General features: G+C 64.6%; 22 protein-coding genes. 17 read left to right on the top strand and 5 right to left on the bottom strand.

The genetic code is table 11. The features are described 5' to 3' along the window. Positions 1-34 precede the first annotated feature (34 nt). From AC20117_RS04055 to AC20117_RS04045, 3 genes are all read left to right on the top strand, one after another. On the top strand, positions 35-541 hold the full coding sequence (locus AC20117_RS04055; RefSeq protein WP_139186786.1) for a DUF6010 family protein: 507 nt from the start codon (positions 35-37) through the stop codon (positions 539-541). Between the two features lie 72 nt (positions 542-613). Beyond that, entirely contained in the window at positions 614-1,954 is a 1,341-nt protein-coding gene (locus AC20117_RS04050; protein ID WP_236777437.1) for an MFS transporter, read from the top strand. Between the two features lie 135 nt (positions 1,955-2,089). Further along, positions 2,090-2,968: a formylglycine-generating enzyme family protein gene (locus AC20117_RS04045; RefSeq protein WP_236777537.1), complete on the top strand. Its 879-nt coding sequence runs from the start codon at positions 2,090-2,092 to the stop codon at positions 2,966-2,968. 13 nt (positions 2,969-2,981) lie between these two features. Here the strand turns inward: AC20117_RS04045 and AC20117_RS04040 are convergent, their stop codons facing one another. Then, complete coding sequence (locus AC20117_RS04040) at positions 2,982-3,611, bottom strand: TetR/AcrR family transcriptional regulator (protein ID WP_074700878.1); 630 nt, start codon at positions 3,609-3,611, stop codon at positions 2,982-2,984. 181 nt (positions 3,612-3,792) lie between these two features. On the opposite strand from AC20117_RS04040, the gene AC20117_RS04035 reads away from it, so the two are divergent. From AC20117_RS04035 to AC20117_RS04005, 7 genes are all read left to right on the top strand, one after another. Further along, positions 3,793-5,514 carry an amidohydrolase gene (locus AC20117_RS04035; protein ID WP_074700879.1) on the top strand — a complete coding sequence of 574 codons (1,722 nt, stop codon included), beginning with the start codon at positions 3,793-3,795 and terminating at the stop codon, positions 5,512-5,514. 65 nt (positions 5,515-5,579) lie between these two features. Beyond that, the gene (locus AC20117_RS04030; protein WP_074700880.1) at positions 5,580-6,569 is read left to right on the top strand and encodes an ABC transporter substrate-binding protein; all 990 of its coding nucleotides are present in this window, start codon (positions 5,580-5,582) and stop codon (positions 6,567-6,569) included. A gap of 25 nt (positions 6,570-6,594) precedes the next feature. Then, a complete protein-coding gene (locus AC20117_RS04025) occupies positions 6,595-7,368 on the top strand; it encodes an ABC transporter permease (protein WP_074700881.1) in 774 nt (257 codons plus the stop codon). Then, complete coding sequence (locus AC20117_RS04020) at positions 7,368-8,141, top strand: ABC transporter permease (RefSeq protein ID WP_074700882.1); 774 nt, start codon at positions 7,368-7,370, stop codon at positions 8,139-8,141. Before AC20117_RS04025 ends, AC20117_RS04020 begins: the two co-directional genes overlap by 1 nt. Positions 8,142-8,203: 62 nt before the next feature. Then, on the top strand, positions 8,204-8,998 hold the full coding sequence (locus AC20117_RS04015) for an ABC transporter ATP-binding protein (protein ID WP_101632527.1): 795 nt from the start codon (positions 8,204-8,206) through the stop codon (positions 8,996-8,998). Next, the gene (locus AC20117_RS04010; RefSeq protein WP_074700884.1) at positions 8,995-10,593 is read left to right on the top strand and encodes a sulfatase family protein; all 1,599 of its coding nucleotides are present in this window, start codon (positions 8,995-8,997) and stop codon (positions 10,591-10,593) included. The genes AC20117_RS04015 and AC20117_RS04010 overlap by 4 nt, the downstream gene beginning before the upstream one ends. Before the next feature lie 202 nt (positions 10,594-10,795). Continuing rightward, positions 10,796-11,113, top strand: a complete 318-nt coding sequence (locus tag AC20117_RS04005) for a DUF3040 domain-containing protein (RefSeq protein ID WP_074700885.1) — start codon at positions 10,796-10,798, stop codon at positions 11,111-11,113. A gap of 16 nt (positions 11,114-11,129) precedes the next feature. Here AC20117_RS04005 and AC20117_RS04000 read toward each other — a convergent pair whose 3' ends face one another. Continuing rightward, a complete protein-coding gene (locus tag AC20117_RS04000) occupies positions 11,130-11,546 on the bottom strand; it encodes a ChaB family protein (protein WP_074700886.1) in 417 nt (138 codons plus the stop codon). 291 nt (positions 11,547-11,837) lie between these two features. Here AC20117_RS04000 and AC20117_RS03995 point away from each other — a divergent pair, with 291 nt between their 5' ends. The 5 genes from AC20117_RS03995 to AC20117_RS03975 all read left to right on the top strand — a co-directional run bounded on the left by AC20117_RS03995 (position 11,838) and on the right by AC20117_RS03975 (position 15,514). After that, positions 11,838-12,110: a hypothetical protein gene (locus AC20117_RS03995; RefSeq protein WP_074700887.1), complete on the top strand. Its 273-nt coding sequence runs from the start codon at positions 11,838-11,840 to the stop codon at positions 12,108-12,110. A gap of 84 nt (positions 12,111-12,194) precedes the next feature. Next, positions 12,195-13,289: a LolA family protein gene (locus AC20117_RS03990; RefSeq protein WP_074700888.1), complete on the top strand. Its 1,095-nt coding sequence runs from the start codon at positions 12,195-12,197 to the stop codon at positions 13,287-13,289. Beyond that, positions 13,286-14,257 (top strand): ABC transporter ATP-binding protein, encoded by a 972-nt coding sequence (locus AC20117_RS03985; protein ID WP_074700889.1) that lies wholly within the window; start codon positions 13,286-13,288, stop codon positions 14,255-14,257. The genes AC20117_RS03990 and AC20117_RS03985 overlap by 4 nt, the downstream gene beginning before the upstream one ends. Continuing rightward, the gene (locus AC20117_RS03980; protein ID WP_083339736.1) at positions 14,247-15,146 is read left to right on the top strand and encodes an ABC transporter permease; all 900 of its coding nucleotides are present in this window, start codon (positions 14,247-14,249) and stop codon (positions 15,144-15,146) included. Before AC20117_RS03985 ends, AC20117_RS03980 begins: the two co-directional genes overlap by 11 nt. Positions 15,147-15,304: 158 nt before the next feature. Further along, complete coding sequence (locus AC20117_RS03975) at positions 15,305-15,514, top strand: hypothetical protein (protein WP_074700890.1); 210 nt, start codon at positions 15,305-15,307, stop codon at positions 15,512-15,514. Between the two features lie 131 nt (positions 15,515-15,645). On the opposite strand, the gene AC20117_RS03970 is transcribed toward AC20117_RS03975, so the two are convergent. Continuing rightward, the gene (locus AC20117_RS03970) at positions 15,646-16,581 is read right to left on the bottom strand and encodes a ketopantoate reductase family protein (RefSeq protein WP_074700891.1); all 936 of its coding nucleotides are present in this window, start codon (positions 16,579-16,581) and stop codon (positions 15,646-15,648) included. A gap of 251 nt (positions 16,582-16,832) precedes the next feature. On the opposite strand from AC20117_RS03970, the gene AC20117_RS03965 reads away from it, so the two are divergent. Together AC20117_RS03965 and AC20117_RS03960 are read left to right on the top strand one after the other, a co-directional pair. Further along, positions 16,833-18,167: an MFS transporter gene (locus tag AC20117_RS03965; RefSeq protein ID WP_074700892.1), complete on the top strand. Its 1,335-nt coding sequence runs from the start codon at positions 16,833-16,835 to the stop codon at positions 18,165-18,167. Then, a complete protein-coding gene (locus AC20117_RS03960) occupies positions 18,164-18,853 on the top strand; it encodes a FadR/GntR family transcriptional regulator (protein WP_074700893.1) in 690 nt (229 codons plus the stop codon). Before AC20117_RS03965 ends, AC20117_RS03960 begins: the two co-directional genes overlap by 4 nt. Positions 18,854-18,916: 63 nt before the next feature. Here AC20117_RS03960 and AC20117_RS03955 read toward each other — a convergent pair whose 3' ends face one another. Together AC20117_RS03955 and AC20117_RS03950 are read right to left on the bottom strand one after the other, a co-directional pair. Next, positions 18,917-19,462 (bottom strand): hemerythrin domain-containing protein, encoded by a 546-nt coding sequence (locus tag AC20117_RS03955; RefSeq protein WP_236777436.1) that lies wholly within the window; start codon positions 19,460-19,462, stop codon positions 18,917-18,919. Further along, entirely contained in the window at positions 19,456-20,052 is a 597-nt protein-coding gene (locus tag AC20117_RS03950; protein WP_074703235.1) for a protoglobin domain-containing protein, read from the bottom strand. Before AC20117_RS03950 ends, AC20117_RS03955 begins: the two co-directional genes overlap by 7 nt. Between the last annotated feature and the right edge of the window lie 9 nt (positions 20,053-20,061).

Here is a 20,061-nt window from a genome sequence, read left to right as displayed (position 1 = left end):
TCGAGCAGCCCCGTGGCCCAGTAATTTTCCTGCCATGACTACTTCAACTCTCATCGGAAATTATCTGTTGGGCGGCGCCATCAACGCCGTGCTCCTGGTGGCCATCGCGTTCCTGCTGTCGCGGTTCGTGAAGGACGCCGCCGGGCGATCCCTGCTCGCCATCTTCCTCATCATCGCGGGCGGGGCCTACCTCGGATTCGCCATCGCGGGCCAGGCCAGCGGACCGTGGGCCCTCGCGGAACTCCTGCAAGCGCTCGGGCTCGGCGCGCTGGGCATCATCGGCCTGCGCCGCTCGCCCTACTGGCTCGCCGCAGGGTGGGCGCTGCATCCCATCTGGGACGTCCCGCTCCACTACTTCGGCGGCGGACACGAGTTCGCCCCCGAGAGCTGGGCCATTTCCTGCGTGAGCTTCGACTGGATCGTGGCGCTGTACATCGTCGCCGCCTACCGGATGAACGGCGAAAGCCGGTTCAAATTCCGCGAGAGCATGGTCCGGACCGAATCGGTTCGGCCGATTCAAGCCGGCACCAAATCCCGCTAACCAAACAACGACGGCGGCGCCCGGGTGAGTTTTATGACTCGCCCGGGCTCCGCCGTTGGCTAGGGTTAGCTGGTGACTAACTACTTCCTGCGCAAGCCCTGGCGCGGCCGGATCGGGGCCCTGCTGGGCATCCTGATCATGGCGCTGAGTCTGCGCGCCGCCGTCTCCGTGGTGCCGCCGCTGCTCGGCGAGGTCAGCCCCGAACTTGGGTTCGATGCCGCCACCATCGGCCTGCTGGCGATGCTGCCGCCGCTGATCTTCGCCGCCGGCGGCCTGGGCACGCCCATCCTGATCCGGTGGCTGGGTCTGGAAAAGGTCCTTACCCTCGCGGTGCTGCTGGCCGTCGCGGGCCAGGTGGGGCGCGCCTTCATGGGCGAGGTATGGCCGTTCCTGGGCCTCTCCGCCGTGGTCATGGCCGGCTACGGCATGGGCAACGTGGTGCTGCCGCCGCTCGTGAAGAAGTACTTCCCGGACCGAATGGGCGTGGTCACGGCCGGCTATGTCACGCTGCTCGCGGTCGGGACGGCGGCCAGTCCGCAGTTGGCGGTGCCCGTAGCGGACCTAGCCGGCTGGCGCGTGTCGATTGGCGTCTGGGCCTCGATCAGCGCGCTGGTGCTGGTCCCGTGGGCAGCCCAGTTGCTGCATGACCGGCGGGCAAAACGCGAGAAGAACGACGACGCCGCGGCCGCCCACACAAGTTCCGCCTCGCCGTCGACGTCGGATCCGCAGCCTGCCCCGCCGTCCGCGTCGAGCTCGGTCAAGATGCCGCCGGCCAAGCCCACACTGGAGCATCTGAATCCCTGGCGCTCGCCGGTGGCCTGGGGCCTGGCGATCTTCCTCGCCGGCAACTCTGCGCAGACCTACGTCTACTTCACCTGGCTGCCGCCGTACCTGACCGGGCAGAATGTGGACGCTGCGGTAGCCGGCTCGGCGCTGGCCTACTTCGCGATCCTCGGGCTGCCGGTCAGCCTGCTGGTGCCGCTGATCGTACCCCGCATGCGCAACCCGATCATCGCCATCAGCATCTTCGCGGCATGCTGGGCCGGGGGACATCTGGGCCTGTTCCTCGCGCCGATGGATGGCACCTGGTGGTGGATCACGCTCGCCGGCCTGGGGCAGGGCACCTTCGCCACCGCACTGCTGATGATGAACCTGCGCTCACGGACCACGCACGGTGCCTCCGTGCTCGCCGGCTTCAGCCAAGGCATCGGCTACGCCGGCGCCGGCATCGCCCCGCTGCTGTTCGGCGTCGTCCAGGAAGCCACCGGCAGCTGGAACGCCTCCTTCGCCATGCTCGGCGTCTGCCTGCTGGTCATGATGACCGGAGCCGTGATGATCAACCGCCCGCGGTACATCGAGGACGTTGCGAAGCCAGCCGAAACTCCCGAACCGGCCAAGGATCCTGCCCGCTAGGAGCGCCGGCACGGTACCTTTTAATACAAATCCAGCAATGGGGAAGGAGCACCTGTGTCTTGTTGCGGCAGCCCATCGCGCCCAGCCCTCGGTAACCCTGTACACGACGCCGCGTCCGGCGCGGCCGTGGCCGGCATCGAGAGCGCAGGACGGCCAGAGAGCGCGGAGCGCGGCGATGTGCTGCTGCCGGCGGGGAGCTTCCGGATGGGGGACCACTTCGGCGAGGGGTACCCCGCCGACGGGGAAACTCCAGTTCACGACGTGGCACTGGACGCCTTCCGGATCGATGCGACTGCGGTGACCAACGCGGAGTTCGCCGCGTTTGTGCAGGCCACAGGCTACCGAACGGAGTCGGAGCGCTTCGGCACTTCCGCTGTGTTCCATCTCCAGGTCCAAGCCAGGCCGGAGGACGTACTGGGCGATGTGGCAGGGGCACAGTGGTGGCTGAACGTCCGCGGTGCAGACTGGGCGCATCCCACCGGTCCGCTCTCAAGTTGGGAGGACTTGCCGGACCATCCCGTGGTGCAGGTGTCGTGGAACGACGCCCAGGCCTACTGCAAATGGGCCGGCCGGCGATTGCCCACCGAAGCCGAGTGGGAGTACGGCGCCCGCGGCGGACTGGAGGGGAAGCGCTACGCCTGGGGGGATGAGCTGGTCGGGCCGGCCGAAGAACACTTTTGCAACATCTGGCAAGGCGAGTTCCCGCGCGTCAACTCGCTGGAAGACGGCTACCTAGGCACGGCTCCGGTGCAAAGTTTCCCGCCCAACGGTTTCGGCTTGTACGAGGTCAGCGGCAACGTTTGGGAGTGGTGCAGCGACTGGTTCCTCCCGAAGTATTACCGCAATGCACCGGCTGCGAATCCGCAGGGCCCGACCATCGGGCGCGGCCGGGTCATGCGCGGCGGGTCCTTCCTGTGTCACGACTCGTACTGCAACCGCTATCGGGTCGCCGCCCGCAGTTCCAACAGCCCCGATTCAGCCAGCAGCAACTGCGGTTTCCGGACGGCAGCCTGAACCAGTTATGGACCTACTCGCTCCCGGCGTCCGGGGAGTAGGCGAAAGAGCCGGCCACACTCTCGGCGAGCATGTCAACCAGCGCCGTCGATCGTTCGGTGTCCGGGTCCGCCAGATGCTGCATGCTGATGCCATCGATGCCGGAGATGAACAGCCGGGCTGACAGTTCCAGATTGGCCGGAACTTCCTCATTTGCGTCGACTGCCGCGTTTTCGAACAGCTCGCAGGTGGATTTGATCCAGCCCTCATACATCGACCGGTTCATGGCCAGCGCCCGGGGTTCTTCCTCGGCGTCGACCCGGAAACGGCGCAGCAACAGCTCGAACGTCGTCACCTGCTCGTGCGGTTCGGCAAGCATCCGTTCCCAGACACGCCGGGCATGCGCCCGCACCACAGCTTTCAGGCCCGCACCGGCCACCGTCACGGGCGGGAGCGCCTGGGCGTAGTCCCGGCTGAGGTAGTAGTAGACCTCCTGCAGCAGCTCGTCCTTGCTCCTGAAGCAGTAGTGCAGCGAGGCCAGCGGAGCCTCCGCTTCCGCCGCAATCCGGCGGGTTGTCGCTGCGGCCAATCCGTCGTGGGCGATCACTCTCGCCGCTGACCGGACAAACTGCAACCGCCGCTCAGCAGTGGGTACTCGGGCCAATGCATTCACCTCCAGTTAGGTAGAACCATCCTAGGCGGGAACCGGGCTGGCCTTGGATTCGCGGTGTTCGGACAGGCTTCCCGAACGAATTAAGAATAATTTTAGAAAAAAGGTGGTCAAGTGACCAAGTCATTCGACATACTATTCCAGTCGGTAACGCACATCACATAAGGAGCGTCGAATGGAGCAGCGGGCAACAGCCGCGGACCTGGTGGTCATCAACGCAACCGTGCCGGAAGGAGTACTTCCCAACGGTTCCCCCGATGCTGCCAACGTGGCCGTTTCCAGCGGGCGGATCCAGGCGATTGGTGGGCAGGACGTGCTGGGGTTGGTCGGCCCGGGTACGCGGATCATCGACGCCGACGGCGGCGCAGTACTCCCGGGGATCAACGATGCGCACCTGCACTTCATCGCCTCCTCCATGGTGCGCTTCGGGTATGTACGCGTCGGCAGCCATGCCGCGAGCCGGTGGGAGGAGGTCTGCCGCATTATCGAGCAGGCCCGGCCGGAGGCCGACGGCTGGATCAGGGCACATGGCTGGGATGAGCTGGTGTTGGGCCCCGGCGGCCCGGAACTGGTCCTCGATTGCAAGCCCGGTACACCGGTGGTGGTTTTCGACCAGACCGGGCACCAGCTCCTGGCGAACCGCGTGGCCCTGGAACTTGCCGGCATCACGGTCTCCACGCCGGCTCCCACAGGAGGTGTCATCGAACGGGCCGCGGACGGATCGCCGACCGGCCGGCTGGTCGACGCCGCCATGGAACTGATGACGCGGGCGCTGCCAGCCCTGCCGGTTCCGGTCATGCGCGATGCCGCCCTGAGGTTCCAACGGATCCTGCACGCCCAAGGCATCACTTCGCTGACCGAGCCGGGACTGGGTCCCGGCGCGGGCGGGCTGCTGGACGGCTCCTGCACCACCGCAGCACTGGACCTGCTGGGGGATCTGGCACTCTCCGGCGAACTCACCCTGCGCATGAACACGCTGCTCCTCTTCGCAGGCACCGGCGGGATCAGCGCGGACATGGTCCGCGAGGGCCTGGAATCCGGGTTGCACCGGACCTACACCGAGCGCGGCATCGACAGCAGGAAGCTGCGGATCGCCGGCGTAAAGGTCTTCGCGGACGGTACCCCGCGCAGCGGAACGGCCTGGATGACCGAACCCTATGGCCACGCCTGCACCCATGGCTCGATGGTGGTTGCCGGTAACACCGACTCCGAGCGTTCCGCCGAGCTGGGCGAGATTGTCCGGCTTATCCACTCCGCAGGCCTTCAGGCCGGGATCCATGCCACCGGCGACGCCGCAACGGAGGCAGCCATGAACGCCGCCATCCGGGCGCAAGCAGCCCAGCCGGGGGATAACCGGCATTACGTCATCCACGGTTCCTTTCCGTCCAACCAGTCGTTGGCCGGTCTGGCGGAACACGGCATCGGCTACAGCACCAACCCGATGATCCGGTCCGGCGGAGGCAGTTTGCTTGAGGGCATCCTGGGCCCGGAACGTTTCCGCCGGCACCAGCCGCTGCGCTCGGCCGCGCGCCAAGGGGTCCGGTTCAACATTGCATCGGATTCGCCGGTGACCACAACGGACTGGCGGCGGACCATATTGGCTGCGGTGACCCGCTCAACCGTCGACCACCCGGAACCCGTTGACGACGGCGAAGGCCTCGGTCTGGTCCAGGCCCTGGCGGCGATGACCTCGCAGCCGGCCTGGCAGGACCACGCGGAACAGTTCAAGGGGGCCCTGCACCCCGGGCTGGCGGCGGACCTCTGCCTCCTCGACGCGCCCTGGCCTGCCGATTCCGAACCGGATGCCCTGCTCGAACGCCACGTCGCTTGGACCATCAGCGGCGGACAGATTGTGCACGAACCTTCCATGGTGCCGGCGGCCGGGCCCGCGCTGTAGCCGGCCAACTGTCACTGCGACTCCAACTGCAACTTCGAATAACCATCTTCAACCAAGGAGAACTCATGCGTATCAAGCTTCCCCTCGCCCTCGCCGCTACGGTGGCACTGGGCCTGACTGCCTGCGGCTCCGAGTCATCGCCACCGGCGGCCGACGGCGCCAACGAAACCACGCTGAAAGTCGGCACCATCGGCATCGCCGCCGATGCGGCCCTCCAGTCCGCCATTGACAAGGGCTATTTCGCCGAGGAAGGCCTCGACGTCGAAGTTTCCGTCGTCGCCAATCCTCCGGCAGGCATTGCCGCAGCCCAAAGCGGCCAGCTGGACCTGACCTATACCCCGTCGATTCCCATGCTCAATGCCAAGAGCCAGGGCGTGCCGCTGACTGTGGTGGCCGCCGCCGATGGCTATCCTGACGACGCGCTTGAGCAGGAAGACCTGAGCCAGGTGGATGACACAGGGCTCTACGTCGCAGCGGACAGTGGGATCGATTCGCCCAAGGATTTGGAGGGCAAGCGGGTATCCGTGCCGGCCCGCAAGGCACAGCTCGAAGTTACGGTCAGCCAATTGGTGAAGGACGACGGCGGCGACCCCGCCAAAGTGAACTGGATGGTGCTGGACCCGGCCTCCGCTCTGCAGTCGCTCAAAGACGACCGGATCGATGCCGCCTCGTTGGTCACGCCGTTCACCGGCCAGGCCGCCTCCGCCGGCAACACCCTCCTGGCCTCGCCCGGCGTTGAGTTCTTCGAAAAAGGCGCCATTGGCCTCTGGGTAGCGGGATCCGCGCAGGCAGAGTCCAAACAGGACCAACTGCTGGGCTTCCAGCGCGCCATCTATAAGGCCAACGCGTACGCCAACGACAATCTGGACGAGTCTCAGAAGCAGGCGGCTGAAATCACCGGGTTGGAACTCGAAGCCGTCAAGGCAGGCGCCACTCCGTTCTGGCCCGTGGAAGTGCGGCTGGAGGACGTCCAGCGGACCGCTGCCCGGATGGCCACACTCGGATTCCTGGCGGAGGAGCCGAAGCTGGACCAAAGCCTGTTCCTGTCCGAGTAGACCTGGCGGAAATCCTGGAGTAACTGTGAAAACACAAATCAAACCTGCCGCGGTGGGTGCGCTGGGGATTGCCGGGGCGCTGCTCCTGTGGCAGTACCTGGCCACGGGGCCGATGAATGACAGCGCCCTGCCCACCCCGGGTCACGCCATCGCCGAACTGGCCGCGCTGCTGGCTACCGGGACTTTCTGGGCGGATCTGGCCGACACGATCCTGATTGCCCTCGGCGGACTCGCAATTTCCGCTGTCGCCGGTGTTGCGGCCGGGCTGCTGATCGGCAGTTTCGCGCCGGTGCGCTACGCGACCATGGCAGTGCTGGAGTTCCTGAAGCCCATTCCGCCGATTGTGGTACTGCCCCTGGTGGTGCTGGTGCTGGGGCCGACGGCGCAGATGTCCTGGGTCCTGGTGGTCATCGGCTGCGCCCTGCCGATTGTGATGCAGACCGTCGCCGGGGTGCACGACACCGATCCGGTAGCACGGGACACAGCCCGTTCCTACGGCATGGGCCACGCCGAGATCTTGCTGCTCGTCACGCTACCCGGTGCCATGCCCTTTATCGGTACCGCCATGCGCGTGGCGGCCCCGGCTGCATTGGTCGTGGCGGTCGTCGCCGGCCTGCTGGGCGGCGGGCCGGGACTCGGCCAAAGCATCTATCAGGCGCAGGCGGCCGGTGATTTCCCTGTGCTGTACGCGCTGGTGCTGGTCCTGGGTCTATTGGGCCTGGTGTTCCAAGGCGCCACGCGGCTGGCTGAACGCCGGCTTCTCCATTGGCACGAGTCCTACCGGGAGGTGGTCCTGTGATGAAACGCAAGGCTTTGAATTGGTCCCTGGGCGTAGCGACCCCGGTGCTGCTGGTGGCCGCGTGGTGGGTGGCCTCGGCCAACTCGGTGAACACGTTCTTCCCGCCACTGAGCGCCATCATGGTCCGTTTCCGCCAGCTCTGGTTGTTCGACCACTTCGGCTCGGACATCCTGCTCAGCCTGCGCAACCTGCTGCTGGGCTACGCGGTGGCGACCGTTGCCGGCGTCGTTATTGGCTTTGTCACTGCGCTGGTGCCGGTTGCCCGGTGGGCGCTGGATCCTGTGATCCATTTCCTGCGCGGAATTCCGCCGGTGGCGCTGGTGCCGATCTTCATCTCGCTGATCGGTTTTGGGATCGAGATGCGGGTGGCCAGCATCGCGCTGGCGGCTCTGTTCCCGACCCTGATCGCCACGGTGGACGGCATCCGCAGCGTGGACACCACGCTGAAGGACGTCAGTTCGGTCTACCGGCTGTCGCGCGGCGAAAGGCTCGCGCAGGTTTATCTGCCGGCGGCCGGGCCCCAGATCGCCTCCGGTATGCAGGTCAGCCTGCAGGTGGCGTTCATCGTCATGATTGCCTCCGAGATGCTGGGCTCGTCCGAGGGCATCGGCGCGATGACTCTGCTGGCGCAGCAAAGCTTCATGATTCCGGACATGTGGGCCGGCATCCTGCTGCTCGGCGTGATCGGGTTCGGCGCGAACCTGGTCTTCGAACTGCTCAAGAACCGCATTCTGGCCTGGCACGCAGGCTCCCGACGATTGGCTAACTCATGACCGCGACTGCCCCTAACAGCTTCCGGCGCGCCGCAGGCCGGCACACCGTCCAGGAGGACCCGATGACCGTCCGCAATGCAGCTGCCGCGCTGCCCCGGCTCGAAGTTACAGCACTGTCCAAGACCTACGGCAGCGGCGCGTCCGCCAAGTGCGTGATCGAGGACCTGACCTTCACGGTGAACACCGGCGAAGTGGTGTGCATCGTAGGCCCGTCCGGCGTCGGCAAAACCACGCTGCTGAAGTGCCTGGCCGGGCTGCAGCCGGTCACCTCCGGAGCCGCCGCGATCGACGGGCGGCAAATCGACGGTCCGCCAGCCGAGATGGCCCTGGTCTTTCAGGATTACAGCCGTTCCCTGATGCCTTGGCTGACCGTTCGCAAGAACATCCGGCTGCCGCTGCGCCACCTGCGACTGCCGGCAGCCGAGCTCAACCAGCGCATCGACACCGCGCTCGACGCTGTGGGGCTGACGCATGCCGCTAGCCAGTATCCGTGGCAGCTTTCCGGCGGCATGCAGCAGCGGGTGGCCATCGCCCGGGCCCTGGCGTACCGGCCCGAAATCCTGATCATGGACGAGCCGTTCGCGTCGGTGGACGCGCAGACCCGCTTCGAGCTGGAAGACCTGTGCCTGAAGATCCGCGACGACTTCGGTATGACGATCCTGGTGGTCACGCACGACATCGACGAGGCTGTCTACCTCTCCGACCGCGTGGTGGTCCTTGGCGCCAAGCCCGCCCGGGTGCTGGACGTGGTCGACATCGACCTGCCGGCGCCGCGGGACCAGATTTCCTCGCGTGCACTGAAGGAATTCGCGGACCAGCGCACCAACGTGCTGTCGATGATCCGGAAGCCCGCATGAGCGGCGGGAAGGCACGGCGGCCCAACGTCCTGGTCATCATCGCCGATCAGTTGCGCGCCGACCATCTAGGTTTCGCCGGCAACCAAGTGGTCCGGACTCCGCACCTGGACAGGCTTGCCGCCCAAAGCATGGTCTTCACCGAGGCGACCGTCACCAATCCCACCTGCATGCCCAACCGCGCCAGCCTGCTGACAGGCCGGTGGCCCTCGACGCACGGCACACGCTGCAACGGGATCACGATGGACCCGGACGCAAATAATTTGGTCAAGCAGTTGTCCTGCGGCGGCTACCTGACCCGGGCCGTAGGCAAACTCCACCACCAGAACATGGGGTGGGATTTTGAACCCATCCAGCGGGCCGAGATCGAAGCCACGGACCCGCTGCTGCTGGATCCGCAGTCCTCCAACGCCCGCACGCAGTCCCGCCCGGAAGGCTGGGACCAATGGGAGAATGCGGCGGCGCATGCGGAGGGTTTCATGCCGCTCCCCGAGGGGTACTACGGCTACCAGCACGTGGACCTGGTCATCGGGCACGGCGACCGTCCGGGTGGGCACTATGTGCACTGGGCACGGGAACGCGGCATCGACCCTGTGGCGCTCGGCGGTGCCGAGAACGCTCCCAAGCGTCTGGATACCTGGGACCAGGTGTACCAAACCGGCATCCCGGCAGAGCTGCATCCAAGCTCCTATGTCGGCGAACGCGCCGAGGCGCACTTGGCCGGGTTCGCCGAATCTGCGGAACCGTTCTTCATGTTCGTCTCCTTCCCGGACCCGCACCATCCGTTTTCACCGCCGGCAGGGTACGCGGACATGTACTCACCGGATGAGGTGGAGCTGCCGATCGGGTTCTACCAGGACCACGCCAAGTCCCCGTCGCACATCCGCCGGATGTTCGACCGCCGCGGCGAACCGAATGAAGACCCCACGATGACTTTCGCCGCCGATGAGGCGCAGTACCGCCAGGCCGCCGCTGCCCAGTACGGTTTGATCACGCTGATGGATGAGCAGATCGGCCGGATCCTGGCGGCACTCGATGACAACGGGCTGGCCGAGGACACGATTGTTGTCTTTACCAGCGACCACGGTGACCTTTTCGGGGATCACGGTTTGATGCTGAAGCATTTCAGCCATTACCGGGCCGTCACCAACGTGCCCCTGACGATCAAAGTCCCCGGCATGAGTCCGGGCAGTACTGATGCCTTGGTCTCCACCGCGGATTTGGCACCCACACTGATGGAGCTGACCGGAACACACCTGTTCAGGGGAATCCAAGGCACATCCCTAGTGCCGTTGCTGGAGCGGAGTGCGGTCTCGGTTCGGGACGCTCTCATCATTGAGGAGGACCAACCGTTCGGACTTCCCGGGCTGCCTGGCCCCGTTCGTACCCGCTCGGTGCTGACCAAAGCCGGACGCCTGACAAGGTATTTCGGCACCGGCATCACCGAACTCTACGACCACCTGTTGGACCGAGAAGAGCTCAATAACGTTGCCGGAGAGGCCAAATTCAAAGACCTTGAGGATGTTCTGGCACTGGCGATGATGGAGGGGATGGCGGCATTAGCGGATACCGGAACGGCACCAACCGCAGCGGCCTGACCGCTTGCCGATAATGAGGACTTCCCCCTCCTGAAAGCACCGGTTTGTGCCGCTACGTACGCCCGGAATCAGCTGGTAGGGAAAGCACGCTCTAAAACTAGCAATTTCCGATTTAGAAGCGGATGATAGCTATACCGGCGAAAGCCCGGCCTTCATGGCCGGCGCTTTTGTTTCTCCGGACTTCTGATGAAGGGGGTGCGTTATGCCGCTGTCGGATGAGGAGCGGGAGCAGCTTCATGCGCTGGAGTTGCAGTTGGCCGCCGAGGACCCGGAGCTTGCCCAAGTAATGCGGTCCGACCTGTTGGGGCCCGACCATGGACAGCTTGTTCTAGCGGTGCTTGCCTGGATTGTCGGTTTGGTCTTGTTGATCATCGGCGTCGCCACGAATTTGACCGTCGTGGGTGTCGGCGGCTTCCTGGTAATGGGCGCAGCGGGTTATTGGGCAATGCGCCTCTACCGCTGGGGAAGTGCAATCGATGATCAGATCGCAACCGACAAGGGGACGCACGGCGTCAGGTGATGGCGAGTCCCGGTAGCTACCGGGACTTCCGGGTCTCCTTGTCGTTGGCCTTCTGTACGGCGTCGACCAATTCGGACTTGTTCATCTTGGAGCGCCCCGGCACGTCGAGCTTCTTGGCCAGGTCGTACAGGTGCTCCTTGGAAGCGTTGGCGTCCACGCCGCCGGCAGTCTTTCGGGAGGTGTCCTTGCCTCCCTTGGCCTGCTTGTCGGAGGGGCCGGCCTTCTCCTTGGGCTCCCAGTGGTCGCCGACCTTCTCATGGGTGTGCTTCAGGGCGCTGTAGGCAACGCGGTGTGCGCGTTCCTCGTCCCCGTAGCTCTCGGCGGCCGAGTCATGCGCCTCGGCGAAGGTTTCCTGGGCCTTCTTGCCGGAACGCTTGAGCGTGCTGGGCAGTTCGCTCTTCTTCGGCTTTCCGCTCTTGTCTGTCTTGGGCATCGGGATCACCCTCCTTGAATTGTTGGTGGATCCACTTTCCAACGTGGCACAATTCGATGCTGCTGCCAAGGGGGTTGTGGCTTCCCCCGATATCAAGGTCCGGAAGCGGTCATGGCTTTGTGACCTGCAGGGACATTCCGTTTTGTAACTGAGGTCACAATGACGTAAATTACAATCTGCTATTCCAACTTTGGCGTGAACTGCCTATGGTTCGATAAAGCAATCAAACAGGATCGTCGCGGGGAAACGACTTTTCTGTTGTACACAGACGTATATGTAGGGGAGAAAACAATGAACCAGCGACTGGCGGAAGCTATCGCCATTCTGGGCGACGTCGAGGCCGACGACGCGAGCAACGATGCCCGCGGACGCCGCGCCCATGCGCGTGTCATCGCCATGATCGAATTCGCCGATGAAGTCTCAGGCATGCGGCGCGAGCAGCGGATCGCGAATTTGCTGACGCTGGCCCAGATGGACAAGAAGGATTCAAAGACCGCACTTGAAGAGGCGCGCCGGCTGCTTGAACTCGATACGGAGTCTAGGGTTCTCAAGACTGCGGCCTGACCCGGAGCAGAAGAAACTGTACTCGTGAACACCTGATCGATTGAGCGTAGTCTGGAAAGAAGACTTGCAACGTCGGAGGTTGTCATGACACCTGTATGGAAGCGCTGGCTCCCCGCCGCCGTCGTTCCTGCGGTCATCGCGGGCGGCGTGGTGCTGGGCACCGTCCAGGCGGGCGCGGCCACGGACTTGCCGGACAAGACACCGCAGGAAGTCCTGGAAATGGTGGCGGATAGCTCCGTCCGTTCGTTGTCCGGAACTGTTGAGCAAACGTCCGAACTGGGTTTGCCGCAGTTGCCCACGGATTCACCGTCCGGAGAGTCCGGCGCTCCGTCCGGCGTAGCCTCCGCCCTCGAGCTCCTCGGTGGATCCCACACGGCACGGGTTTATCTGGATGGCCATTCACAGGCGCGCGTGCAGGTGATGGACCGGCTGGCCGAACGCGATGTCATCCGCAACGGCCGGGATGTGTGGCTGTACAGCTCCAAGCAGAATGCCGCCACCCATCTGATCCTTCCGGAAGGCTCGGAGACCGAGGGGCATCACGGCGACAAAGCATGGACCCCTGAAGATCTGGCCGAGCACTTCCTGTCCTCGGTCGAGCCCAGCACGGAAGTGACAGTGGGCGCCGACGCGGAAGTTGCCGGTCGGACCGCCTATGAACTGGTGCTGACCCCCGACAGCTCGGAGACGCTGGTCAGGTCCGTCTCGATTGCGGTGGATTCGGAAACAGGGTTGCCGCTCAGCGTGGATGTCGCGGCCCGCGGCCAGGATGCTCCTGCTTTCGAGGTCGGTTTCACCGAGCTGAGTCTGGAAACGCCGTCGGACGATCTCTTCAACTTCACACCGCCGCCGGGCGCCACCGTCACGGAGCGCGTTGTCGAGGACCATCATGGCAAGCATGCCAAGGGTGACCACGGCGACCGACATCAGGGCGACGGCAATCACGATAAGGACTACACGAAGTACGGATCCGGCTGGGAAACGGTGATCGGCCTGCCGGCAGATGAAGTGCCTGCGGAATTGTTGGACTCGCCGGTTATCGCCGAAACCGCTCAAGAGGTCGACGGCGGCCGGTTGCTTTCCTCGGCGCTGGTGAACGTCCTCGTGACCGACGATGGCCGGGTGTTCGCCGGATCGGTTCCGTTGGAGCAGCTGCAGGCGGCAGCGGAGGGCCGGTGAGCGGCGCCCTCCCATCTACCGAACTCGCGATTGAAACTACCGGGCTGACCAAGCGGTTCGGCCACCAGACGGCCGTCGACGGCATCGACCTGGCGGTTCCGCACGGCTCCGTCTTTGGCTTCCTTGGTCCGAACGGCTCGGGGAAGACCACAACCATCCGGGTCATGCTCGGCCTCGCCGCCGCCACGAGCGGGGACGTCCGGGTACTCGGGCAGGACATGCCAGCGAGCCTCCGCGAGGTGCTTCCCCGTGTTGGAGCCCTGATCGAAGGGCCGGCTTTTTACCCTTTTCTGTCCGGCGCCGCGAACCTGCACCGCTTCGACACCGCGGACCGCCACGCCTCCTCGGCCACCCGGCGGGCCCGGGTGAACCAGGCGCTCGACCGCGTGGGGCTGTCCCATGCGGCCGGCAAGAAGGTCCGCGCCTATTCTCTGGGCATGAAGCAGCGTCTGGGCATCGCCAACGCCTTGCTGATGCCGCGCGAACTGCTGGTATTGGACGAGCCGACCAATGGCCTCGACCCGCAGGGCACGCGGGAGGTTCGCAGCCTTGTGCGCTCGCTGGCTGCCGAAGGCACCACGGTTTTCGTGTCCAGCCATCTGCTCGCGGAGGTCGAGCAAATCTGCACGCACGTCGCCGTCATGAGCGCCGGCAAACTGGTGGCGCAGGGGACTGTCGATGAACTCCGGCGGGTCGGTCTCGCTCACGTCAAAGTCCAGACTCCTGACACCGACGAGGCCCGCCGCGTCCTCCAGCGGCTGGGTCTCGCACCCGAACCGCAAGATCCAAACAACGACGGCGGCAGTACCGTCCGCGCTCCGCTCGCCGACCATGCGGTGGAACCGGAATCGATTGTCGCGGCCCTCGTCGCCGAAGGTGTCCGCGTCCGCGGCTTCGCGGTGGAAAGCAGCAGTCTCGAGGAGCGGTTCGTGGCGCTGACGGGGGAGGGTTTCGACGTTGTCCAATAAGCTGCCCGCATCTGCACCAAACGGACCGTCGTCTGGCAATGGCGGATCACGAGTAACCGCATCCCGGCCCTCCGCGGGCTGGGCGCTGCTGGGGTCCGAGCTGAAGGTGCTCTTCCGGCGCTGGCGAACCTGGGCCATGCTGGCGGCGCTCGCTGCCGTCCCGGTACTGATAGCGCTCGCTGTCCGGCTTTCCTCACGCGATCCGGGTCCCGGCCAGGGTCCGCCGTTCCTGGACCGCGTATCCCAGAACGGACTGTTCATCGCGCTGACCGGCATGGTTGTATCCATCCCGCTGTTCCTCCCGCTGACTGTCAGCGTGGCCGCGGGGGACACGATTGCGGGCGAGGCCGGCCACGGAACCCTGAGGTATCTGCTCGCGGCGCCGGCTGGTCGGATCCGGCTGCTGGCGGTGAAGTATGCGGCCGCCGTCGTCTTCTGCCTTGCCGCCGCACTCTCCGTGGCGACGGCAGGAGTGCTGATCGGCTCGGCGCTCTTCGACGTAGGCCCGATCACCCTGCTTTCCGGCGACACGATCAGCGTAGGCGAGTCATTGCTGCGGCTGTTCCTGGTGGCCTGCTACGTCGGTCTGTCCTTGCTCGGACTCGCGGCCATCGGTCTATTTATTTCCACCCTGACCGAGGTCCCCGTCGGCGCCATGGCCGCGACCGCTGTGCTCGCCGTCGTGTCCCAGATCCTCGACAACCTTCCGCAGCTCGAATGGCTCCACCCCTGGCTGTTCAGCCACCACTGGCTCGGCTTCGCGGACCTGCTCCGCCAGCCGATCTCCTGGGACTCCTTCGCCGCCAACGGCCTGCTCCAAGGCGGCTACATCGTCGTCTTCTGCGCGCTCGCCTACAGCCGCTTCGCCACTAAAGACGTGCTGTCGTAGCCGACGTGTAAAGGATGTTTATGTGTGCAGCAAACGTGTAAAGAATCCGTCGAAATTTTTACACGTGCCCCTCAACGTCATTGAATTCGCCAGAGGAGTCCGCTGGCATCGCTCCCCGGCTCTGGTCTATGCGGGGCAGTGGGAACTAAAATCCTATTGTGGAAGAGCGCTATCAAAGGGCGCTGAAGCAGGCCCCGACTGTTGCTGAGCGCGACGGGATCCGTCGGCAGATCGCTGCTGACGAACTGGCCCTGCTCCGCAAGGAACTGAACAGACACGCCGTGGACAAGATCCAACGGCAGATGATGAAAATTATCGAGAGCGAACGCCGCCGCGATATTCAATCGCTGAAGGATGCAGGACTCTGAAAGTAACGGCCGTCCGTCGTACCGTTGGCTGCTGTCCACAACTGCGCCCGCGGTGATTGAGGGGTGAATGCGGAATGCGACTCATCTGATCGCTGCGGAGTCTCTGGTTTCTATGCCGCCTCCAGGGCCTTTCAGGCGGAGGCCGAGTCGAAGATCCCTCCACCGGTGGGGTTGATGTGGTGAGCCCGCACCTGTGTCACGGCGAGATCCAAGAGCGGCGTATCGACGTTCAAGGTTCGTGCCCGCGCCGCGAGAGACCCGAGAAGGTGCTCGGCTTCGACTGCCTGCCCCCTTTGAAGATCCCGGTAAAGCGAAGAAGTGAACGAGGACCCCGGAGCTGACAGCATCTGCAGGCTCTGCTGATGTCCTGGCTCGCTCACGGGGTAGCCTGCAGCTGCCGCAACGTTTTCGGCTTCGGCGATTGCTTGTAGGATTTGGGGCCGGCCTCCTGCTTCGAGGATCGCGCCCACATTGTTGCGTAGTAGGCAGGTGAGAGCGCCGGCTGCGCTGATGAACGCCCACTTTTCCCAGAGTTGCTGCATGATCGTGGTCGTGATGGTCAGGTCGATGCCGGGAACATCCAGGGTTTCCACAAGGGAGGGAGGCAGAGGATCGGCCGTCAACGCCCCGATGGTCATTGTGGACAGGGGTGTCATTTGCCGGATGGCACCAAATTCGTCGACCATGGCGACGATTTTCACGAGGCCGCCAATCACCTGCCCCGGAAATGCGTCTTCGAGCACGTCGATATGGTCAAGACCGTTGAGGAACGGGAGAATCTGCGTCTTCTTGCCGATTGCCGGGCCGGCGGTGCCGAGGATCGCCTTGAGTGCGGGTGCTTTCACCGCGATCACCACCAGGTCGTAATGGTCACCTTCAGAAATGCCCGTGACGGCGGTAACGGCATGCGTGCGATCCCCGTCGGGGGCGAGGAAGCGCAGGCCATCCCGTTGCAGGAGTCTCTGGCGTTCAGAGCGAACAAGGTAAGTGACGTCCCTGCCGGCTTCCTGGAGCCGCGTTCCAAACGCACCTCCGGTAGCTCCCGCGCCAACAATCAATATGCGCATCGATACTTCCTTCCAGTTCGTCCCAGGTAAAGAATGCGGTCAGAGGACAGTGTTCTGATCGTTTCAAGTCTCCCAGCCCCTCATAGGACTCAGAAGCAGACGTGCTGTGTCTACAGGAGCCACCAGTTCGTCAAGAGTGCACTGCTCGTGTTTGACTAGGCACTTTGCACGAGAAGACGTCAAACGTCTAATGTTTACGTATGTCGTCCCGAATTACTCAAGCGCCTCTTCATGAACCTGCCAATGAGAATTTGGGCGAAGTCCTGGATGAAACTCTTGCTCCGGAGTTGGACGAACGTCAGATAGCGCCGAAGCCGGCCACACCGAAAAGGCTTGCAGCCTTCCTGGCGATTGCCGCCGTCGTGCTCATTGGTCTGAATTTGCGAGTGGGTGTGGCCAGCGCCGCCGCCTTGTTCCACGATCTGCAGTTGCTGCTGGGGTACGGACCGCTGGTTGCCGCCACGTTGCCGTCGATCCCCGTTATTTGCTTCGCCGTAGCGGGCGCAGCCACGTCCTGGCTGAGCAGACTCGTCGGTTTGGAACGCGCGATCGCTGTTGCGTTGACGCTGCTCACGGCCGGACTGGCGCTGCGCGTGGTCGATTCGGTCAGCATGCTGCTGCTGGGCACCGTGGTCAGCATGTCCGGGCTGGCCATCTGCAACGTGGCGATGCCCTCCTTCATCCGCAAACACTTTGCGCACCGGACCTCCACCATGACGGGCGTCTACACCATCACCATGTCGATCGGCGCGACCACTGCCGCAGCGCTGAGCGTGCCGGTGGCGATGCAGCTGAACTCGCCGGTCATGGGCCTTGCATCGTGGTCGCTCCTGGCCATCGTCGCCCTGCTCGCGTTCATTCCGCTTGCTGTGGCCGGCAAGCCGCGCCCGGTGGCCGAGACCGGCGCGGGCGTTTCGCCGTGGCCGTTGCTGCTGACACGAAAAGGCCTGCTGATCACGGGACTCTTCACAGTGCAGGCGCTGCTGGTCTACACGATCATCAGCTGGCTGCCCTCCATCCTCATCGCCCGCGGCCTGGATCCGGCGTCCGCGGGCCTGATGCTCGGGGCCTTGCAATTGATCAGCATTCCCGCCGTCGTCCTGGTGCTGGCGATGGCCAGCAAGCCGCGGCTGCTGCGCCCGGCGTTCATGGTGTCGACCGGCGCCAGCTTCCTGGGCTACACGTGCCTATTGGTCACGCCCGACCAGCTGGTCCTTGTGCCGGTGCTGCTGATCGGCATCGGGTTCTCGGTGTTCCCGATTGTCATGGTGGTGATCAGCCGCAGCGGAAGCAACGCGGCGGAAACCACAGCGATGTCCACTCTTGCCCAGTCGGTGGGTTATCTCGTGGCGACTGTGGGTCCGTTCGGTTTGGGGTTGCTGCACGCGGCCACCGGCGGATGGACTCTGTCGCTGGAGCTGATGGTGGGCGTGGCAGTGCTGCAGCTGTTCCTGGCGTACTGGCTCAGCGCGGGTGGCGGTGCCGGCTCTGCTGGTGGACGTGGTGCTGGCCGGGGCCGGGTTCGTTCAGGTGGCCGTGGCCGGGGGCGCTTGCGTGGGCGTCGCGGCGAGGGGAGCCAGGCATGACGCTCGGTTCAATCCAACGCCCGCAGTTGGCCGACGAAGTCACCGAGCGACTGCGCGAGGCGATCGTCTCCGGCCAGTGGCCGTTGCAGGAACGGATCCCGCCCGAACCCGAGCTCATGGCGCAGCTCGGCGTCTCGCGGGGGACCCTGCGCGAGGGAGTCAAGGCGCTGGCCCACGCGGGGATGCTGGAGGTCCGGCGCGGGGACGGCACCTACGTTCGCGCGGCCAGCGAGATCCATGGTGCCGCCCGGAAGGCCTACCGGGAGCACGAGGACGAGGACGTGCTGCAGGTCCGCTTCGCTCTGGACACGAAGGCCGCGCGTCTGGCGGCCCGACTGGCTAACGACGGCGACATCGCGGCTATGCATGCGATGCTCGCCAAGCGCCGCGAGGCTTGGGCGGCGGAGGATCTGGAACAGTGGATTGCGGCCGACTGGGATTTCCACTTGAAGGTGGCGGAATCCTCGGGCAACAGGCTGCTGCACGAGCTCTACGGGAGTTTCGGAGACGTCTTCCATGGCACGAAAATGGCCCAGCGGCTGCGCAACGGATTCGACGGATGCCTGGAAGCCGGGCATGAGGCGCTCGTGGCAGCCATTGCCGCCCGCGACGAGGACGCGGCCGTAGCGACCGTCAACGCCAACCTCAACTACTGCATGTCCTGGATGCCGCAAGCGGGAGAGTAGCGGAATAGAGCGCAGCCGGACCGAGTGGAGTCCACGCCGTCCGCACTCAGCCGATCTGTCCTCTCAGGCCAGTCGGGTTTCCGTAGTTGTATGCAGATGCTCGCCGCCATGGGGATGGGCCTCGCCGACGATTTCATGTAGCCCTTCGACCGCCTCGACCAGGGACAGGTCCGGCTGGGAAACAAAGAAGGGCAGCAGCAGCTTGTTTTCCTTGTCCAGGTGTTGGGCGAAGAGGCGCTCGATGGCGGTGGCCAGGGCAGCGGCACGGATGCCCTGTGCGCCGCGTAGTTCCTCCAACGTATCTGTGATCACCCGGTGTTCGGCGAGCATGCCCTCGACAAGAAGGTTCGCCTCGGGCCGGGAACGGGCACGTTCATAAAGAGCTGACTCTTCTGCCAAGGCATGCGGAATGAGGTCGTTTTCGCACCATTCCACCAGCAGCTCGTGAGCGTCATGTTCGGCCGACTTCTTCCCGCTTTCCACGGCGTCAACCAACGCGCGGGTCAAATGGTTCAGCCGGGTCAGCATCTGCCCGTGATGGTGTTCGACGGCGGCGATGGCCTGCTGGTCGCTGTTCACATCTTTGGCTTCGTTGACCATCTCTACCATTGCCCTTCCCGCGTATACGGCCGCGACCACAAGGCAATCTGCAGCAGCACCGCTTTGAGCCAGGCCTGCATCATGGCGTCAACTTGTTCGCCGTCGTTCTCTTTGCGGGCCAGGAAGGGACGGACTGTGATCGTGACCGGCCCGGTCAACGCGATGAGATGCCGCAGCGGCACTACCGAGGTGGAGCCGACCTGGTCCGTCTCGTTCTTGTGGGCGGGGGTGTGCCGGAGCGCGATCTCGTTCTGGTAATCCAGCCACTCCTGGTCGTAGGAGCGGGAACACGTGTCACGAATCCATTGCCCGAATCTCGGACGCACCGCCGCGAGGTACTCATCGATGGGTGGGCCGCCGGGCTGGGAAAATTGGGCCACGAGTTGCGGCTGGCTGGCGACGAAGCCGTACCAGACATCGAGAATGTCATCGACCTGGTCATCGAGCAGCTCACCCGCCCGCTGCAGCATCGCCACGTCGCGCTCATCGAGCATCACACTGGCCTTGAGTTCCTCCAACTCGGTCAGGGTGACGGGCGAATGCTCGGCGGTTCCGTAGTTGTAGCCGGGTATCTCTGTGTTGGTCGACTCGGACGACATGGCCATACC

It is taken from the genome of Arthrobacter crystallopoietes (assembly GCF_002849715.1).
In the GTDB taxonomy this organism is placed as follows: domain Bacteria; phylum Actinomycetota; class Actinomycetes; order Actinomycetales; family Micrococcaceae; genus Crystallibacter; species Crystallibacter crystallopoietes.
Note: the sequence above shows the minus strand (reverse complement) of the source record. Positions and strands in the feature narration are given on the sequence as shown.

What these genes read in the sequence shown, in the direction of transcription:
- AC20117_RS03990 (WP_074700888.1), top strand. Translation starts at nt 12,195, where the DNA reads ATGACACCTGTATGGAAGCGCTGGCTCCCCGCCGCCGTCGTTCCTGCG.
- AC20117_RS04005 (WP_074700885.1), top strand. Translation starts at nt 10,796, where the DNA reads ATGCCGCTGTCGGATGAGGAGCGGGAGCAGCTTCATGCGCTGGAGTTG.
- AC20117_RS04010 (WP_074700884.1), top strand. Translation starts at nt 8,995, where the DNA reads ATGAGCGGCGGGAAGGCACGGCGGCCCAACGTCCTGGTCATCATCGCC.
- AC20117_RS03970 (WP_074700891.1), bottom strand. Translation starts at nt 16,581, where the DNA reads ATGCGCATATTGATTGTTGGCGCGGGAGCTACCGGAGGTGCGTTTGGA.
- AC20117_RS04035 (WP_074700879.1), top strand. Translation starts at nt 3,793, where the DNA reads ATGGAGCAGCGGGCAACAGCCGCGGACCTGGTGGTCATCAACGCAACC.
- AC20117_RS04015 (WP_101632527.1), top strand. Translation starts at nt 8,204, where the DNA reads ATGACCGTCCGCAATGCAGCTGCCGCGCTGCCCCGGCTCGAAGTTACA.
- AC20117_RS03950 (WP_074703235.1), bottom strand. Translation starts at nt 20,052, where the DNA reads ATGTCGTCCGAGTCGACCAACACAGAGATACCCGGCTACAACTACGGA.
- AC20117_RS03960 (WP_074700893.1), top strand. Translation starts at nt 18,164, where the DNA reads ATGACGCTCGGTTCAATCCAACGCCCGCAGTTGGCCGACGAAGTCACC.
- AC20117_RS04055 (WP_139186786.1), top strand. Translation starts at nt 35, where the DNA reads ATGACTACTTCAACTCTCATCGGAAATTATCTGTTGGGCGGCGCCATC.
- AC20117_RS03995 (WP_074700887.1), top strand. Translation starts at nt 11,838, where the DNA reads ATGAACCAGCGACTGGCGGAAGCTATCGCCATTCTGGGCGACGTCGAG.
- AC20117_RS04020 (WP_074700882.1), top strand. Translation starts at nt 7,368, where the DNA reads ATGAAACGCAAGGCTTTGAATTGGTCCCTGGGCGTAGCGACCCCGGTG.
- AC20117_RS03955 (WP_236777436.1), bottom strand. Translation starts at nt 19,462, where the DNA reads ATGGTAGAGATGGTCAACGAAGCCAAAGATGTGAACAGCGACCAGCAG.
- AC20117_RS04030 (WP_074700880.1), top strand. Translation starts at nt 5,580, where the DNA reads ATGCGTATCAAGCTTCCCCTCGCCCTCGCCGCTACGGTGGCACTGGGC.
- AC20117_RS04000 (WP_074700886.1), bottom strand. Translation starts at nt 11,546, where the DNA reads ATGCCCAAGACAGACAAGAGCGGAAAGCCGAAGAAGAGCGAACTGCCC.